General features: G+C 38.3%; 17 protein-coding genes. 8 read left to right on the forward strand and 9 right to left on the reverse strand.

Features of this window, described 5'->3' with window-relative positions; all coding sequences use genetic code 11:
- Positions 1-103: 103 nt before the first annotated feature.
- From serS to ACH8JV_RS08005, 3 genes are all read left to right on the forward strand, one after another.
- Positions 104-1375, forward strand: a complete 1272-nt coding sequence (serS, locus tag ACH8JV_RS07995) for a serine--tRNA ligase (protein ID WP_017393835.1) — start codon at positions 104-106, stop codon at positions 1373-1375.
- A gap of 67 nt (positions 1376-1442) precedes the next feature.
- A complete protein-coding gene (gene cysG, locus ACH8JV_RS08000) occupies positions 1443-2816 on the forward strand; it encodes a siroheme synthase CysG (protein ID WP_396520588.1) in 1374 nt (457 codons plus the stop codon).
- 74 nt (positions 2817-2890) lie between these two features.
- Positions 2891-3364 carry a tRNA (cytidine(34)-2'-O)-methyltransferase gene (locus tag ACH8JV_RS08005; protein ID WP_002051239.1) on the forward strand — a complete coding sequence of 158 codons (474 nt, stop codon included), beginning with the start codon at positions 2891-2893 and terminating at the stop codon, positions 3362-3364.
- Between the two features lie 60 nt (positions 3365-3424).
- Here ACH8JV_RS08005 and ACH8JV_RS08010 read toward each other — a convergent pair whose 3' ends face one another.
- Positions 3425-3805, reverse strand: coding sequence for a helix-turn-helix domain-containing protein (locus tag ACH8JV_RS08010; protein ID WP_032010152.1), 381 nt, complete (start codon positions 3803-3805; stop codon positions 3425-3427).
- A gap of 114 nt (positions 3806-3919) precedes the next feature.
- Here ACH8JV_RS08010 and ACH8JV_RS08015 point away from each other — a divergent pair, with 114 nt between their 5' ends.
- The gene (locus ACH8JV_RS08015; RefSeq protein ID WP_002051305.1) at positions 3920-4480 is read left to right on the forward strand and encodes a flavodoxin family protein; all 561 of its coding nucleotides are present in this window, start codon (positions 3920-3922) and stop codon (positions 4478-4480) included.
- Positions 4481-4517: 37 nt separating this feature from the next.
- On the opposite strand, the gene ACH8JV_RS08020 is transcribed toward ACH8JV_RS08015, so the two are convergent.
- The 6 genes from ACH8JV_RS08020 to rpoD form a co-directional block, all read right to left on the reverse strand.
- Positions 4518-5903 (reverse strand): APC family permease, encoded by a 1386-nt coding sequence (locus ACH8JV_RS08020; RefSeq protein ID WP_107972836.1) that lies wholly within the window; start codon positions 5901-5903, stop codon positions 4518-4520.
- Positions 5904-6168: 265 nt separating this feature from the next.
- Positions 6169-7353, reverse strand: coding sequence for an iron-containing alcohol dehydrogenase (locus ACH8JV_RS08025; RefSeq protein ID WP_004705881.1), 1185 nt, complete (start codon positions 7351-7353; stop codon positions 6169-6171).
- 1 nt (position 7354) lies between these two features.
- Positions 7355-7888, reverse strand: a complete 534-nt coding sequence (locus ACH8JV_RS08030) for a hypothetical protein (protein WP_002051257.1) — start codon at positions 7886-7888, stop codon at positions 7355-7357.
- Positions 7889-7968: 80 nt separating this feature from the next.
- A complete protein-coding gene (gene lipB, locus ACH8JV_RS08035; RefSeq protein WP_107972837.1) occupies positions 7969-8622 on the reverse strand; it encodes a lipoyl(octanoyl) transferase LipB in 654 nt (217 codons plus the stop codon).
- A 183-nt stretch (positions 8623-8805) separates the two neighbouring features.
- Positions 8806-9093 (reverse strand): YbeD family protein, encoded by a 288-nt coding sequence (locus ACH8JV_RS08040; protein ID WP_396520611.1) that lies wholly within the window; start codon positions 9091-9093, stop codon positions 8806-8808.
- Between the two features lie 97 nt (positions 9094-9190).
- Positions 9191-11077 carry an RNA polymerase sigma factor RpoD gene (rpoD, locus tag ACH8JV_RS08045; RefSeq protein ID WP_396520590.1) on the reverse strand — a complete coding sequence of 629 codons (1887 nt, stop codon included), beginning with the start codon at positions 11075-11077 and terminating at the stop codon, positions 9191-9193.
- Positions 11078-11435: 358 nt separating this feature from the next.
- On the opposite strand from rpoD, the gene ACH8JV_RS08050 reads away from it, so the two are divergent.
- The 3 genes from ACH8JV_RS08050 to ACH8JV_RS08060 all read left to right on the forward strand — a co-directional run bounded on the left by ACH8JV_RS08050 (position 11436) and on the right by ACH8JV_RS08060 (position 13551).
- Positions 11436-11642 carry a PA3496 family putative envelope integrity protein gene (locus ACH8JV_RS08050; protein WP_000099358.1) on the forward strand — a complete coding sequence of 69 codons (207 nt, stop codon included), beginning with the start codon at positions 11436-11438 and terminating at the stop codon, positions 11640-11642.
- Between the two features lie 73 nt (positions 11643-11715).
- Positions 11716-12240 (forward strand): YecA family protein, encoded by a 525-nt coding sequence (locus ACH8JV_RS08055; RefSeq protein ID WP_396520592.1) that lies wholly within the window; start codon positions 11716-11718, stop codon positions 12238-12240.
- Positions 12241-12465: 225 nt separating this feature from the next.
- Positions 12466-13551, forward strand: coding sequence for a hypothetical protein (locus tag ACH8JV_RS08060; protein ID WP_396520594.1), 1086 nt, complete (start codon positions 12466-12468; stop codon positions 13549-13551).
- Positions 13552-13626: 75 nt separating this feature from the next.
- Here the strand turns inward: ACH8JV_RS08060 and ACH8JV_RS08065 are convergent, their stop codons facing one another.
- On the reverse strand, positions 13627-14559 hold the full coding sequence (locus ACH8JV_RS08065) for a rhodanese-related sulfurtransferase (protein WP_396520596.1): 933 nt from the start codon (positions 14557-14559) through the stop codon (positions 13627-13629).
- Positions 14560-14670: 111 nt separating this feature from the next.
- Here ACH8JV_RS08065 and ACH8JV_RS08070 point away from each other — a divergent pair, with 111 nt between their 5' ends.
- Complete coding sequence (locus tag ACH8JV_RS08070) at positions 14671-15156, forward strand: DUF1289 domain-containing protein (RefSeq protein WP_396520598.1); 486 nt, start codon at positions 14671-14673, stop codon at positions 15154-15156.
- 70 nt (positions 15157-15226) lie between these two features.
- On the opposite strand, the gene gltA is transcribed toward ACH8JV_RS08070, so the two are convergent.
- On the reverse strand, positions 15227-16501 hold the full coding sequence (gene gltA / locus ACH8JV_RS08075) for a citrate synthase (RefSeq protein ID WP_001287579.1): 1275 nt from the start codon (positions 16499-16501) through the stop codon (positions 15227-15229).
- Positions 16502-17055: the final 554 nt, after the last annotated feature.

Raw genomic sequence — 17055 nt, forward strand, 5'->3', positions numbered from 1 at the left:
CTTAGAATTGTGTGAAAGCTATTCGATATGAAGATGATCACTATATTTTTTAGTGCTAAGGGCTTACACTATAGCCAGTTTTTTACCCATATTATGATTAATTATGATCGACCCTAAGTTACTCAGAAATAATATTGAAGTCGTTAATGCAGCTTTGGCAAAACGTGGTGTTCAGCTAGATGTCCAAGAATGGGCATCTTTAGAAACTCGCCGTAAAGACTTGCAATCAAAAACTGAAAAGTTACAGGCAGAGCGAAATGCCGGTGCTAAACAAGTGGGTCAGATTAAAAAATCCGGTGGCGACGCTTCTGAAATCATGGCACGCATGCAGGCCATTGGTGATGAGATTAAAGCTGCCGAAGTTGCCTTATCAGAACTGCAAAATGAGATTGAGCAAAAAGCTCTAAGCATTCCAAACTTACCAGATGAGTCTGTTCCAGTTGGTAAAGATGAAAGTGATAACGTTGAAATCTCAAAATGGGGTACACCTCGTCAGTTCGATTTTGAGATCAAAGATCATACTGATTTAGGTGAGTGGATGGGTGGCTTAGAGTTTGAAACTGCGACCAAGCTCACTGGTTCACGTTTCAGCGTGTTGAAGGGGCCTTTAGCGCGTCTACAACGTGCTTTAACTCAGTTTATGCTTGATACTCATACTTTAAAGAATGGCTACACAGAAGCTTATGTGCCTTATTTGGTCAATGCTGACTCACTTCGTGGGACAGGACAATTACCAAAATTTGAAGAAGATTTATTTAAACTTCAAGGCGAAAAAGAATACTACCTTATTCCTACAGCTGAAGTTCCAGTCACTAACTTTGTTCGTGATGAAATCATTGATGCAGACCGTTTACCACTAAAATATGCGGCGCATACACCATGTTTCCGTAGTGAAGCTGGTTCTTATGGTCGTGATACGCGCGGTTTAATCCGTCAGCACCAGTTTGATAAAGTTGAAATGGTGCAAATCGTTAAACCTGAAACATCTATGCAGGCACTTGAAGAGCTTACTGCACATGCTGAGGGCATTTTGCAAGCACTTGGTTTGCCATACCGCAAAATTTTGCTCTGTGGTGGTGATATGGGCTTTGGTGCGATGAAAACTTACGATCTAGAAGTATGGGTTCCAAGCCAAAATACATATCGTGAGATTTCAAGCTGCTCTAATATGGGTGATTTCCAAGCGCGTCGTATGAAAGCACGCTTCCGTATGGATCAGAAGAAGACTGAATTAGTGCATACGCTAAATGGTTCAGGTCTTGCAGTAGGACGTACTTTGCTTGCAGTAATGGAAAATTACCAACGTGAAGACGGCTCAATCGAGATTCCAGAAGTATTACGCCCATATATGGGTGGTGCAACGTTTATTGACTAAACTTTGCATCTAAATTGTGCACGTTTTTTGCTTAAACATAGTCAGATGATTGATGTAGAGGTTTAAGGTGGATATTTTTCCAATCTCTTTGAAGTTGCAACAGCAACGTTGTCTGATTGTGGGCGGAGGGCATATTGCTTTACGCAAGGCAACCTTATTAGCTAAAGCGGGGGCAATAATTGATATTGTTGCTCCTGAAATTGAAGAACAGCTTCTGCAATTAGTGGCAACAACAAATGGTCAGCATTTCGTTGAAGTTTTCTCTGAGAAGTTTTTAAGTACACCATATCGACTCGTCATTGCCGCGACCAATGATCCGCAAGTCAATAAAACAGTCTTCGAGCAATGTGAAGTACGTCATTTACTTGTAAATAGTGTTGATGATATTCCACATTGCCGCTTTATGGTTCCTGCGATTATTGACCGTTCACCTTTAGTGATTTCGGTTGCTTCAAATGGGACATCTCCTGTTTTATCTCGTCAAATCCGTACACAGTTAGAGACATCCATTCCACATGGAATGGGGAAATTGGCTGAGTTTTCAGGAAAATGGCGAAATCAGGTTAAAGAAAAAATTTCTAATCCCGATGAACGCCGTATTTTTTGGGAAAACTTGTATGCAAGTCCCTTAAAAGAGCAGGTTTTTAACGATAATCTAGATGTTGCAGATAGCATGCTTGAACAAGCATTGCAGGAGTGGAAAGCACCTAAAGGTGAAGTTTATTTAGTGGGCGCAGGTCCTGGTGATCCTGAACTGCTTACCTTAAAAGCTTTACGTTTGATGCAGCAAGCTGATGTGGTCATTTATGATCGTTTGGTATCTCAACCCATTTTAGAGTTATGCCGTCGAGACGCTACAAAAATATATGTTGGTAAAGCTCGCTCAAATCATTCGGTTCCCCAAGAGGGTATCAATGCTTTACTCGTTGAATATGCTCAACAAGGAAAGCGCGTTTGTCGTTTAAAAGGCGGTGATCCGTTTATTTTTGGGCGTGGTGGTGAAGAGATCCAAGAATTATTTCAAGCTGGTGTGCCATTTCAAGTGGTTCCGGGTATTACTGCAGCATCAGGCTGTTCAGCTTATGCGGGTATTCCGCTCACTCATCGTGATTATGCGCAGAGTGTACGTTTTCTAACTGGTCATTTAAAAGAAGGCTCTCCTGAGCTTCCTTGGAATGAGCTGGTATATGAGAACCAGACTTTAGTTCTTTATATGGGCTTGGTGGGCTTAGAACGTATTTGCGAGCAGTTAATTGCACATGGACAGCGTCCAGATATGCCAGTTGCATTAATTTCAAAGGGTACTACCCCTGAACAAAAGGTTGTGGTGGGGTCACTTGCTGATATTGCATCTAAAGTGACAGAACATCAAATTCATGCGCCGACTCTCACGATTATTGGTGAAGTCGTACGTTTGCGTGAACAGTTACAGTGGAACTAGTGGGCTAATAATTATCTTTGATCAAGTTAATGATTGCCTGAGCTAACCAATAAGTAATTTAAGTGAGTAATTAAGTGATTCATGTTGTTCTATACGAGCCTGAGATTCCTGCAAACACGGGGAATATTATTCGACTATGTGCGAATACAGGGGCTCAATTGCATTTGGTTAAGCCTTTAGGTTTTGAGCTTGATGATAAAAAGCTTAAACGTGCAGGGCTTGATTATCATGAATGGGCAAGAATGCAGATTTGGGACAATATTGAAGCATGCCTTGCAGACTTAAAGTCAAAAGGTGTCGAGCATGTCTTTCCTCTAACGACAAAGGGTTCTGCAACTCCGCATACAGTTGATTTAAACCGACCTGTGGCTTTACTGATGGGGCCAGAAACACGTGGCTTGCCTGAACATGTGCGTTTGATGTTCCCTCAAGAGCAGTGGATTCGCTTACCAATGGCGGAAAATTCTAGAAGTTTGAATTTGTCTAATGCGACTGCAGTGATTGTTTATGAAGCATGGCGTCAGCAAGGTTTTAAAAATTTAGGTTAGTTTCATAAATACAAAAAAATAAGGTCCTTGGTGGCCTTATTTTTTTGATCTAATTTTAATTTAAGCTTGTTCTAGTACTTTTTCATCATAGATGATTTGTGCTGCTAAAACTTGTTCGATGTTTGTCTCAGCCCATTCTTTTAACTGGAATGCCATTGAAGCGACATTTTGGCCTAATGGTGTAAGTGAATAGTCAACACGAATAGGTGAAGTGTCTTGAATCTTGCGTTCGATAAAGCCATCTCTTTCTAGCATTTTTAACTTTTGTGACAAGACTTTAGGTGAAATACCCTGAATATTCTTTTTGAGCAAATTGAAGTGCTGTGTTTCTTCTTCAAGAATGTTTAAGATGAGTAAAACCCACTTGTCTGCAATTTTTTCAAAAAATAAACGAGCAGGGCAATGTTGTTGAAAAATATTGTATTTTAGACATTCATTCATACCATTTACCTACTTATTTTAAAAAAAATATACTAGTTACCAAGTGGTAACTAATTGACACCTAGTTTCTAAAATATATCATAAAATGGAATTTAATAAAACACAGGTTCTTCCATGTCTAATTCTAATATTGCGGTTGTATATTTCTCTGGTTATGGCCACACGAAAGTAGTTGCTGAAACTTTTGCTAATGAAATTAATGCTCAACTTATCCAGATTGATCAGGAAGGTAATATTACTGAGCAAGATTGGGAAACATTAAACAATGCAAAAGGTATTGTTTTCGGTGCTCCAACTTATATGGGTACAGCACCATGGCAGTTTAAAAAATTTGCTGATGCAACTTCAAAAGTTTGGTTTACACGTGGTTGGGAAGATAAAGTATTTGCAGGCTTTACCAACAGTGCAAGCCTAAATGGTGATAAGCAAGTTACGCTTATTCAATTACAAACTTTAGCATCACAACACGGTGGCATTTGGGTGAGCTTAGGCCTATTGCCAGCAAACACTAAAAACGCAAAACGTGAAGATGTAAATAACTTGGGTGGTTCGGTAGGTCTACTTGTTCAGTCGCCATCAGATGCAAGTGTAGATGAGATTCCAACAGGGGACTTAGAAACAGCAAAACTTTATGCAAAACGCGTACAAGGTATTGTAAATAAAATATTCGGATAATAAGTCCATAAAAAAGGCGCTTTAAGCGCCTTTTTTATTATTCATGCTCGTTGTGTTGAGGAGCATTGTATTTAAAGCCTTTGGTCTTGTAAGCAAGATAACCTACACCAACCACTGCCCAAGCTAAGCCAATTTGTAAAGCAAGCTTGTCAATTTCCAACCACATTAGGAACACACTGGCAAAGCCAAGCGTCGGTACAATAATGTAGTTAATAATATCTTTAATAGTTTTATTTTTACCATCTCTAAGCGCATAACGCGAAATTACAGAGAAGTTTACAAAACTAAAAGCAGTTAAGGCCCCGAAACTAATTAAGTTAACAATATGTTCAAGATCTAAAAAGCCAGCAGACAACGCAACTACACCAACAATAAGAATGTTGTAAGTTGGGGTATGTAGTCTTGGGCTGATATGACCAAACAACTTTTTATTGATAACGCCATCACGTCCCATGACATACATTAAGCGAGATACGCCAGCGTGTGCTGAAATACCAGATGCCATTACTGCAACCACAGCAAAGTATAAAACTAATGTTTTAAAGGCAATGCTACCAATTGCTGCAACCATCACAGGTTGTGATTCATCTAACGGTTTAAAGTAAGTCGTTGGGTTGCTTGGGAAATACAACTGGATAAAGTAAGTACTTATGATGAAAATAACACCAGCAAGCAATGCTGTTGAAAAAATCGCTTTTGGAAGTGTTCTTTCAGCATCTTTTGTTTCTTCGGCAAGTGAAGATAAAGCATCAAAACCTGTAAAAGAGAAACAAAGTACCGTTGCACCACCAATCAAAGCACTAATAGAAGTCATATCATTCCAAAAAGGAGTGAGTGACCATAATTCAGCTTTATCCGGATTTAGCGTACCATCGGCATATACACCTTGGGTAAGCAAGGTATACACTTGATAAACAAAGTAAAAGATAACACCAAGTTGAATAACTACAATTGTACTGTTAAAACGAGCAACGAAACGTGCGCCGAATAAGTTAATAACAGTCATTAATGCAGTTAGGCCAATTACCCATAACCAATTATTTACTTCTGGAAACAATGCTCTTAAATAAATATCGGCCAAAATGATATTGACGAGTGGTGAAAGTAAATAGTCTAGCCAAGATGACCAACCCACCATAAAACCAACATTAGGGTGAATTGACTTTTGGGCATAGGTGTATGCTGACCCTGAAGAAGGATAGCGTTTGATCATGTGTCCATAACTGATCGACGTCAATAAAATTGCAACTAACGCAAAAATATAAGAAGTAGGTACATGACCACCACTTCGTTCTGATACTAAACCAAAAGTATCAAATAAAGTTAATGGCTGAATATAAGCTAAACCAATAATAATGATGTGCCATAGCACAAGATTCTTTTGGAGCTTAGCTGTTGGTTTAGTCCCAGATAAGTTTGTCAACGGCGTTATCCTCATAATCGTTGATCAAGGATCAGCTTGGTGTTAAGGATCGTTTGAGACGAACGATCCCCCCTACATAAAAGATAAAGTGCGCCAATCTATCCTAAATTGATGCAAATTGTCAGTACTTTCGTGGATTTTTTAGCAAATTTTTTGCCATATTTCCAAAGAAAATGATGAATAAAAATTCATAGATATAAAAAAGGTCTGATTTATCATAAAAATCAGACCCTTAGGTTTTTTCTTTAGATAGTTAAAACTTAAATTACCAAGCTTTTTGTAAGATCTCGCGTATATCTTTTAAGCTTGCTTCTTTAGGGTTGTAAATAATAGAGCCATCATTTAGTGCTTTTTCTGCAACTTCATCAAGTTGTGCTTCAGTAACCTTACCAGTTTCGCGCAAGGTACGTGGTAACTTGGTTAAGCTAAATAAGCGATCACGCATTGCTAAAATAGTTGTAATTGCTCTATCTGCACGTTGGGTTGCTGGAGTTTGTGCATAGATATCTGCACCAGCTAGAGGTAATAGTAACTCACCAATTTTCTGACCATTGACTTGCTTGTTGTATTCAAGCACATATGGTAAGAATAGGTTCATACATAAACCGTGGGGCAGGTGAGCAACTGCACCTAATGCATGCCCTAATGAGTGTACAAGGCCTACCATCGAGTTAGAAAATGCGATACCTGCCATTGTAGAAGCTTGTGCGAGTTCTAAACGGCCTTGCGAGTCATTTGGATTTTCTAAAACGTTAAATAGATTTTCACTAATCTTTTTGATACCAGCACTTGCATAAGCATCGCTGAGTGGATTAGCAGCCATACACGTATAAGCTTCCACACAGTGTGTTAACGCATCCATACCAGTCATTGCCGTCAAGTGAGGTGGCAAAGTTAATGTCATACGTGGATCTAAGATTGCAGCATGTGGCATTAAATAATATGAAGCAAATGCCAATTTCACATTCTTTTGTGTGTCAGAAACCACAGCAACCATAGTCACTTCTGAACCTGTACCTGATGTGGTTGGAATCACAAAAAATGGCTTTAATGGTTTTGGTAGGTTATGTGCACCAGAATATTGAAGAAGATCATTTCCACCTTCAGAGACTAAAATATTGGTTGCTTTAGAGGTATCAATAACAGAGCCACCGCCAACAGCAATAATCGCGTCACACTTATTTGTACGATAAGCTTCTGCTGCAAGACGAACTACTTCAAGACTTGAGTCTGGTGGAACATCATCAAAAACATGACCAATCACAGCATCAGTTGTGCTGAATGCAGCTTCAATCGGGTTGAGTAAGCCATTTGCGCGAACGCCTTTATCGGTAATGATAAGAGGACGCTTTGCACCTAAAGTCGCAAGTTCAAACGGAATATGTTCTAAAGCAGCATTACCAGCAATGACTTTTACAGGACAAAAGAATTCGTAATATGGTTTAGCCATGTTATGCGCTCCGCTTGAAGTAAGACTTAGCTACTTTTAAATAAATGTTTGCAGCTTCGTTGAATTTTTCTTTTAGGGTGAGTTCGGTTGGGTATTCTTTAACTGCGAGTGAAGCTACCAATTTCGGTAAAATGAGAGATTCCATTTTGTTTAGGCAGCGTACTAAACGAATTGCTGCGGATACGTCACCATCGGCAATCATTCGATCATTTGCAAATGCTTGAGCAGTGCTTTCCTGAAATGAGAAAACCAGAAATGCATGGGTTACATGCTTAAATGTAATGGTTAAATCAGGCTTTTTTTCTGCTCTTTTCAGCAGTTCTAATTGTTTGTTCTCTGTCACTCGGGCAAAAAATGCTGGTCCATTTGGGAAGACATTCATTGAAAGTACAAAGTGAACAGGAAATTTGGATACTTCCTCTTGTATTTCACTATCTACCTGACTCGCCATGACTAAGCCACGACCAACAACATCCATCATGAGCTTAACGTAGGCAAGTTGCAGAGTGGGCTTTACAGCTTTTGTCGAAATCACTTGCTATCCCTTCTTAAAATTATGCAAAAGCAAATTTAGAGTAATTACTCTAATCTATTTTTATTCCATCTCAAAATCATTTATTCAATTTTGACTTCGGGGTCATTAAAGTACCCCGAGGCCTTAATATACTCAATAAAGTCCTGACAAAGTTGTTCAAATGATGGATATGGAGTCACCAAATCTTGTATGCGAACCATTTCTAAACCTGCATATCCACATGGATTAATGGTTTGAAAACCTGTTAATGCACAGTCCAAGTTTAGGGCTAAACCGTGATAACTACGTCCACGACGAATTTTGAAACCTAAGGAACCAATCTTTCTATCATTTACATATACGCCTGGAGCATCAGGTTTTGCATATGCTTCAATATTATATTTCTTTAAAACATCAATCATAAATTGTTCAGCAAAACTAACCAATGTGCGCACATTCCACTTTAGCCGATTAAGATCAAACATAAAGTACGCGACCAATTGACCAGGGCCATGCCATGTCACTTGCCCACCACGATCAGTTTGAACTACAGGAATATTAGATGGAATTAGAATATGCTCTGGTTTTCCAGCTTGACCTTGAGTTAATACTTCATGATGCTGAAGCAACCACAGCTCATCTGCTGTGTTTTCATCACGTTGATTGGTCAAGTTCTTCATCAATTCGAATTTGCTTTGATAATCTTGTAAATCGTTCCACTGACGAATAATCAAAGTGGGTTTATCAAGGCTCATTAAACATTTTCCTGTGCGATGTACTAAACAGAAGGGCAGTCTCACAATATTAAGTTATGAGAGTATGCTCTTGATGAGTTTAAAGTATTTTGCTTAAACGGTTCTAAATATTTATCGTCATTTATAATAAGATTGATATAAATAAAAATGCCACGACATTAAAGTTGTCATGGCATCTTAAAACTAAAGTGCAGTTCTTATTTGCGGACAAGCAGCCAAGTCTGCATATAAAGCATGAACTTGTTCCAATTCATCAAAGCGTAATTGTGCGGTTAATGAATGGTATTTGCCTGTACGAGATTCTTGTACTTTTAACGTTGATTGGTCAAAGTTAGGAAAATGTTTTACTAGAATATCAACTACAGCTATACGTAATTCTTCACCCGCATCGCCAATGAGTTTAATTGGATAGTCCATTGGAAATACCCAAAGGTCTTCACGGAGTTCGCGAGATGGAGTGCGGTCTAACATAAGTAACCTCATCATGTGAAACGCCTGCATCATCGCAGGCGTTTGTAGCTCTTTCTATTAAATGGGGACTAGTGTCGAAATTTCAAGATTTCAAAACTTAGTCATTCTCTAAGAAAGAACGCAAGTGTTCAGAACGAGAAGGGTGACGTAATTTACGTAATGCTTTCGCCTCGATTTGACGAATACGTTCACGTGTTACATCAAACTGTTTACCAACTTCTTCTAAAGTATGATCGGTTGGCATATCGATACCAAAACGCATTTTCAATACTTTAGCTTCACGTTCAGTTAAGTTTTCTAGAACTTCACGAGTTGCTTCTTTTAAGCCTTCTGAAGTCGCAGCATCAATTGGAGAAGTGATGTTTTGGTCTTCAATAAAGTCCCCAAGATGCGAATCTTCATCATCACCAATTGGAGTTTCCATTGAAATTGGTTCTTTAGCAATTTTAAGAACCTTACGAACTTTGACTTCGTCCATTTCTAAACGTTCGCCCAACTCTTCTGGAGTAGGTTCACGGCCCATTTCCTGTAATAACTGACGAGAGACACGGTTAATTTTGTTAATCGTTTCAATCATATGTACAGGAATACGAATTGTACGTGCTTGGTCTGCGATAGAACGGGTAATTGCCTGACGAATCCACCAAGTTGCATAAGTCGAAAATTTGTAACCACGACGGTATTCAAACTTGTCTACAGCTTTCATCAAACCAATGTTCCCTTCTTGAATCAAGTCAAGGAACTGTAAACCACGGTTGGTGTATTTCTTCGCAATCGAAATTACCAAACGAAGGTTAGCTTCTACCATTTCTTTTTTCGCACGACGAGCTTTGGCTTCACCAATCGCCATACGTTTAGAAATATCCTTAATTTCAGCAACGCTTAAATTAAGTTCTTTCTCAATATCTGCAATCTTTTGCTGGAATGCTAAAACATCTGGACGAACTTTCTCTAAATGTCCTTTGATTTCTGCAGGAGCTTTAGCAATTTGTTCATCTAACCAAGCTGGATTAGATTCTTGTTTAGGGAAAGATGTACGGAATTGAGTACGGTCCATACGGCCACGACGTACTGCATAACGCATAATTTCACGTTCATTGGCACGGATTTGCTCGTGAGTTCCGCGAATCATTTCTGAAATGATGTCAAATAAACGTGGAGTAAATTTAAACATCATGAATACAGTTGCTAATGACTCAAGTGCTTCATTTGCTTCACGGCTATTACGACCATGTTTTTCAATCACGGCCTTAGTTTGAGCCCATGCAGCTTCTAATTCAGCAAAACGAACTTTTGCAACTTCAGGGTCTGGACCTGAATCGCCTTCAGAGTCATCATCACCTTCAGGCTCTTCTTCTTCATCGTCATCATCAAGCTTAACTTCTTTCGTTGACTTTGTAGATGATTCGTCTTCTTCCTCAATCTCTTCAACTTCTTCTAAAACTTCAGGAATATCTTCATCAGTTTCAGGGTCGAGGTAGCCAGATAAAATATCGGCAAGACGGCGTTCGCCAGTTAAAAAATCATTATATTCTTTTAATACAACTTCAACAGCATTTGGCCAGTAAGCGATTGAGTTCAGGACATCACGAATCCCTTCTTCAATACGTTTGGCAATGCTGATTTCACCTTCACGGGTTAATAGTTCTACTGTACCCATTTCACGCATGTACATACGTACAGGGTCTGTCGTACGTCCAGGCTCATTTTCAACAGATGCAAGTACGGCAGCAGCTTCTTCTTCAGCAACTTCGTCAGTTGCATCAGCTGATTCGCCGAACATGGTATCGTCAGATTCAGGTGCACGCTCGTGTACAGGAATACCAACGTCTTGAAGCATCTGGATGATGTCTTCAATCTGTTCGCTTTCAGTAATCGAGTCCGGCAGATGATCGTTAACCTCAGCGTAAGTTAAGTAACCTTGTTCTTTGCCTCGGCTAATCAGAGCCGCTACTTGAGAAGTAGGGGAATGCATATCGCTCATCTTTGCTTACTCTTTGTTGAATCTGTGGCAGTGAAAAACCGTGCATGATAGCACAATTTGCTTGAAATGTTTCGGCTTTGATCGGTGACCGTTAAATAAAAAATATCTTTGAATTCACGACTATTTTTTGAATATTGGGCTAAAATCATTTTTTTCAAGTTTAAATCATAGAAAAATTTGTAGAAATCTTCGATTATCAAAAGACTGTGCTGTTTTATAAATACACAATTTTTTGGGCGAAAAAAAGTACAAATAGGCAATTAAATGAAAAAAATATAAATAAAACTTGACAAGGAAAAGTAAGACAGATAAATAGCGGCTAGACCCATTCACATTTTTTCATTATGAGGTAGTTTTAGTGTCTTCTACAGATTTTGAACTAGATGATAACTACGGCGATGATGATGATGTCGGTTTTGATGAGTCATCAGGCAAAATCAGTGCAAAAGAATCGTTGGAAAAACGTAGATTAATTGATGATCTATTGGCACAGCGCCGTTTAGAGCGTGAGTTGAAAGATTTCGATTATGATTTAGACGACGATGATCTTGATGATGAAGACTGATCAAAACTAAATAGGGCATCGTCGGCTTAAGTGCTATGCTATCGTCAATTTCTTTTTAAAGTCAGGTAACACAATGAGTGCATTAGATTTAGACCGGTTAAGTGAATATCTAGATGGAGACCACAATGAGTATGGTCTAGACTTTGCTGCAACTCATGGTTTTTTGTGTGCAATTGCAGTAGGTCCTCAGTTTGACCGCTGGTTAGATGAATTGTTCGAAGGTAACCAGAAAAAGGTTCCGGCAGAAATTATTCAACAAATCAAGGTTTGGCTAGAGTCGATTCGTCAAGATTTAGCAAATGAAAATGGGATTGAATTTCCATTTGAAGTTGAAGAAGCTGACGTTGAATCAAGCCTAGGCGATTGGAGTGTAGGGTTTGTTGACGCAATGTTCTTAAACGAAGAGGCGTGGTTTGCTCCTGAGTATGAAGAACAATTGGTTGATTTAACTTTACCGATCATGGTTTTTAGTGGAATTGATGAAGAAGATCCACAGATGGAATCTTTCCGTCGCAATGGACAGTTAATGGATGAACTGGCAGAAGAAATTCCAGATAATTTGAATGAATTATATTTGATGTACCATACTCCAAATTAATTTATTAGAAGAAATAATAAATAACGTCCTTTCTAGGGCGTTTTTTATGTTTTTAGTATTTTTAATACATAATTAAATATAATATTTTTACATTAATTTTATTTCTATATAATCACTTGCAAAATTTTTTGATATCAATCTCTTAATCAAAAAATTAATTTATTTCGCCATAAATATTTTATAGGCGATATGAAAATCTTTAATGCATTAACAACGTGATTTAATATGAATATAATTTTTAAAATTACTAGCGTACTGTCAGTAATATTACTTGTAGCTTGCGGTGATGAAAATAGCAACAGTGTCAGTGAAGAAAAAATTGCACCATCTACCCAAAATCAAGTTGCTTATAAAGTAATCTCCGGTACTGCATTTTCAACTTCTGCTTTAAATGGGGCAAATGTAACAGCGATTTGTAAAGATGGGCTTGGTTTTAAAGATAATGTAATTGTTAATGCACAAGGGCAATGGCAAGGTGAAATAGACACCAGTAAATTTCCTTGTCGTTTAGAGGCAAAAGCTGATGGGCAAACTTATCATAGTTATATCGACCATGAGGATAGTGTAAATATTAACCCGCTTACAGATATGGTTGTTGCTTATGCAAGTAACCAGGTTCCTGTAACGTGGTATCAATCTGGAAGCATGACTACAGAAAAGTTAAATTCGGCAAATTCTGCTTTGGTGGCCGAACTTATTAAAAAGGGATACCGTATTAATAATGATATGGATCTATTTAATGCTGAGATGAAAGCAAACAACCCTATTCCTCAAGCTATTCAAGAGTTGTTGGAAGCTATTAAGAATAATGGAAATATTAAAGACTATGATGCACTGTTAATGTTAATTAAAGACGGAAATTTATCTCAAATACCGATTAAATCAGATCAAGTTCTTGTTAATCCTTTAAATATTAATATAGATACGACGGCTTGCCAACAATATGACTCAGGTATGATCGAAAGGTATAATTATTGTACTTCAAATGTTTTGCCTGATTTTAAGGAAGATCAGTTAATTACACCTTTTGGTGAAAAGTGTAGTTTAACAAAAGTGGGTGATATGCTCACAGTTAGTAATGGTAAATTGACTATATCTACATTTATCAATAAAGATGAGAATGATGAGATTCCTTCGAAAACATCTATTGGTACTTTATTTGTAGCCTCTAATCCTGTTTTATCGTCCCAAGAGAATGTTTTATATAATATTGGAATTTCATTTCTAACTAATGGGCAAATTAATGGTGTAAGTGCTGGCAATGGGGAAGGTGAAGCTTTAGTTTGTGCAACAACTAGATCACGTACCTAATAATAACGACTTATATCTTAAATTTGCTTTATATAATTTATTATGAAAAGGGCATCGTTTGATGCCCTCTTTTAATTATAAACGTTTACGCTTAGCAGCGGCAATTTGAGATTGGCGCATACGGAAACCAGCTTTTTGTTTCTCAGTTGTTTTGTCGATACAGTACACGCAAGAAACACCATGTTCATAGCTTGGTAGAGCAGACTCTTCAGGAGTTAAAGGCCAGCCACAAGCATGACATTTAATGTTTGCACCTTCTTCGACACCATGAGTTACAGCAGTACGTCCATCAAATACGAAACATTCACCTTCCCAAAGGCTCTCTTCCGCTGGAGTTTCTTCTAAGTATTTAAGAATACCGCCTTTGAGGTGGTAAACCTCTTGAAAGCCTTCCTGAAGAAGTAAAGAGGTCGATTTTTCACAGCGAATACCGCCTGTACAGAACATCGCGATTTTCTTGTCTTTATGCTGTTCTAACTCTTTTTTAACGTACTCAGGAAACTCGCGGAATGTTTCTGTTTTAGGATCGATCGCGCCTTTGAAAGTACCAGCTTTATATTCATAGTCGTTACGCGTGTCGATTAGAATTACATCATCACGTGCAAGAAGCTCATTCCATTCTTTAGGGTCAAGATAGTGGCCTACTAAATCACGAGGTTTTACTTCTACGCCTAAAGTTACAATTTCTTTTTTAAGCTTAATTTTCATTTTACGGAAAGGCTTGTCTGAGCTATGGGACTCTTTATATTCCATAGCGTTAAAACCTTCGTTTAACAAAAATTGATGAATTTTATCAATTGCCTCACGGTCGCCAGCAACGGTACCATTAATTCCTTCACCTGCTACAATCAGAGTTCCGCAAAGGTTAATTGTTTTCACTAAGTCTAAAAGACGTTGTTGAAGATCAGCAGGATCTTGAACTTCTTTAAATTGATATAGTGCTGCAACAACCCAACCCGCGGTCGCTTGCTGTTCTACAGGTGCAAGCTGTTCTACAGTAGCGTTCATGGAAAACTCCAAATGTATTAAGATAGAAATTTAAGGCGCGTATTTTAGCGCGAAAATTTGTAATAAGCGAGAAAACCATAAAAAGTATATGGTTTATTTAAGGAGTCTGTTTTGAGTAATGATCATCGAATGCTCTCTCTCACCCCATGTGCAGGGCGTTGTTCAACAGTTTTTGGTGATCAGGTATGTCGTGGTTGTCGCCGTTTTAACCATGAAGTGATTCAATGGAATACTTATACAGCAGAGCAGCGTTTAGCTGTCTGGAAGCGCTTAGATGATCAATTAGACCAGATTTTGGTACCTATGTTGTCACAGGCGAATGTCCAGCATGTGGAAGGATTTATATTAAGCAAGCGTGTTCGTTTAATGGAAGGGGCGAGTAAAGGTCGTAAACTTTACCATGCCTTAAAAATATGTGAAAAAAATAAATATCTTGCATCTGAAAGTGGTTTAGGGATTTCAGAAGCGCAAGTTAAAGAGATATGGACTGAATTTGAAAGACGTGTCTTGGCTTTGGCTAAAGCAAGTTATGAGTTGGCTTGGTTAAGAGCGGATGGTATTAGTCATCACTTGTTAAATATGTTTGAAGAAGAATAACTTTTAAAAAACTTATTTATAAAAAAAGCTGCCATAAGGCAGCTTTTTTACATTAATGTTCTTTCGAATATTAACGCTTGATGTCACGTTGAACTTCACCAGTGTAAAGCTGACGTGGACGACCAATTTTGTAAGGACCGCTGTGCATTTCTAACCAGTGGCTGATCCAGCCAACTGTACGTGCAAGAGCGAAGATTACAGTAAACATTTCTGTTGGAATACCAATCGCTTTAAGGATGATACCAGAGTAGAAGTCTACGTTAGGGTAAAGTTTACGTTCAACGAAGTACGGGTCGTTCAACGCAATACGTTCAAGTTCCATAGCAAGAGCTAATTGTGGATCATTGATACCTAAAGCTTCAAGAACTTCGTCACAAGTTTGTTTCATAACTTTAGCGCGTGGGTCGAAGTTTTTGTAAACGCGGTGACCGAAGCCCATAAGTTTAACTTCTTTGCGTTTAACTTTTTCCATGAACTCAGCAACATTCTCAACGCTACCGATTTCATCAAGCATTTTAAGAACTGCTTCGTTCGCGCCGCCGTGTGCAGGTCCCCAAAGTGCAGAGATACCAGCAGAGATACATGCATACGGGTTCGCACCAGTAGAACCAGCAAGACGAACTGTAGATGTAGACGCGTTTTGTTCGTGGTCAGCATGAAGCGTAAAAATACGATCCATTGCGCGAGCAAGAACAGGGTTTACTTTGTAGTCACGATCTGCAGGAGTCGCAAACATCATGTGTAAGAAGTTTTCCGCGTAATTTAAGTCATTACGTGGATAGATGAATGGCTGACCTACAGTATATTTGTAGCTCCAAGCAGCAAGCGTTGGAATTTTAGCAATCAAACGAATCGCAGTAATTTCGCGATGGTTGATGTCTTCAATGTCAAGGTTGTTGTGATAGAACGCAGATAATGCGCCAACTACACCAACCATGATTGCCATAGGGTGAGCATCACGACGGAAACCATTGAAGAAACGACTAACTTGATCGTGAACCATAGTATGAGCACGAACTTTAGCATCGAACTCAACTTTTTGTTCAGCAGTTGGTAACTCGCCATTTAATAATAAATAACAAGTTTCAAGGTAGTCTGCTTGAGTCGCTAACTGGTCAATCGGGTAACCGCGGTGTAATAAAATACCTTTGTCACCATCGATAAATGTGATTTTAGACTCGCATGAAGCTGTCGCCATAAAACCAGGATCAAAAGTAAAGTGACCTGAGGCCAATACATCTTTAACGTCGATTACATCGGGACCTAATGTGCCACTGTAAATTGGTAATTCAATTTCTTTGCCATCAAGATGTAATACGGCTTTTTTGCCAGTTGCTTCAGACATTCAATAGATCTCCTGTCCTGGTGAATGATTATCTGACTCGAAATCCTAATTTTCTCATGTGCGAATCAGACGGTGTCAAAATTTGCTATAAGATTAGTGAGTACTGAAATTTTGTCAATTATACTTATGGATAAAAAATGACGTTCCCACAGAGAGTTAGTCATCAAGACCCGAGCAAAAAAGTCAGTAAAATCACTGCATCGGGATGGTATCATAAGTCAATTCAAGAAGAACGTGCAGAAAAAAAATGAAGCGTGAGTACAATTGTAAGCAAATTTTTAAATAAAAATTAAGAATTCGTAGTGGTCATAAAATGCCAATCGGCTTAAAAAAATCATAAAACTCAGTCTGTAATTTTAAATTGCGATTCAAAAATTGCTTCATTATCACCATTTGACAATTCTAAAAGTTGTACTTTTTTTGAGTTTAATTGTCTAAAAAATAGCTTGTTGATCATGCTTGAAAAATTAAAACGAATTTTTTGTAAAAATACTGCTCACTGTTAAGAGTCAAGTAGCGCTTTATTACTTTTAAGATAAGTATGGATAGTCACC

The organism is Acinetobacter sp. ABJ_C5_2 (assembly GCF_044538485.1).
Lineage (GTDB): Bacteria > Pseudomonadota > Gammaproteobacteria > Pseudomonadales > Moraxellaceae > Acinetobacter > Acinetobacter nosocomialis_A.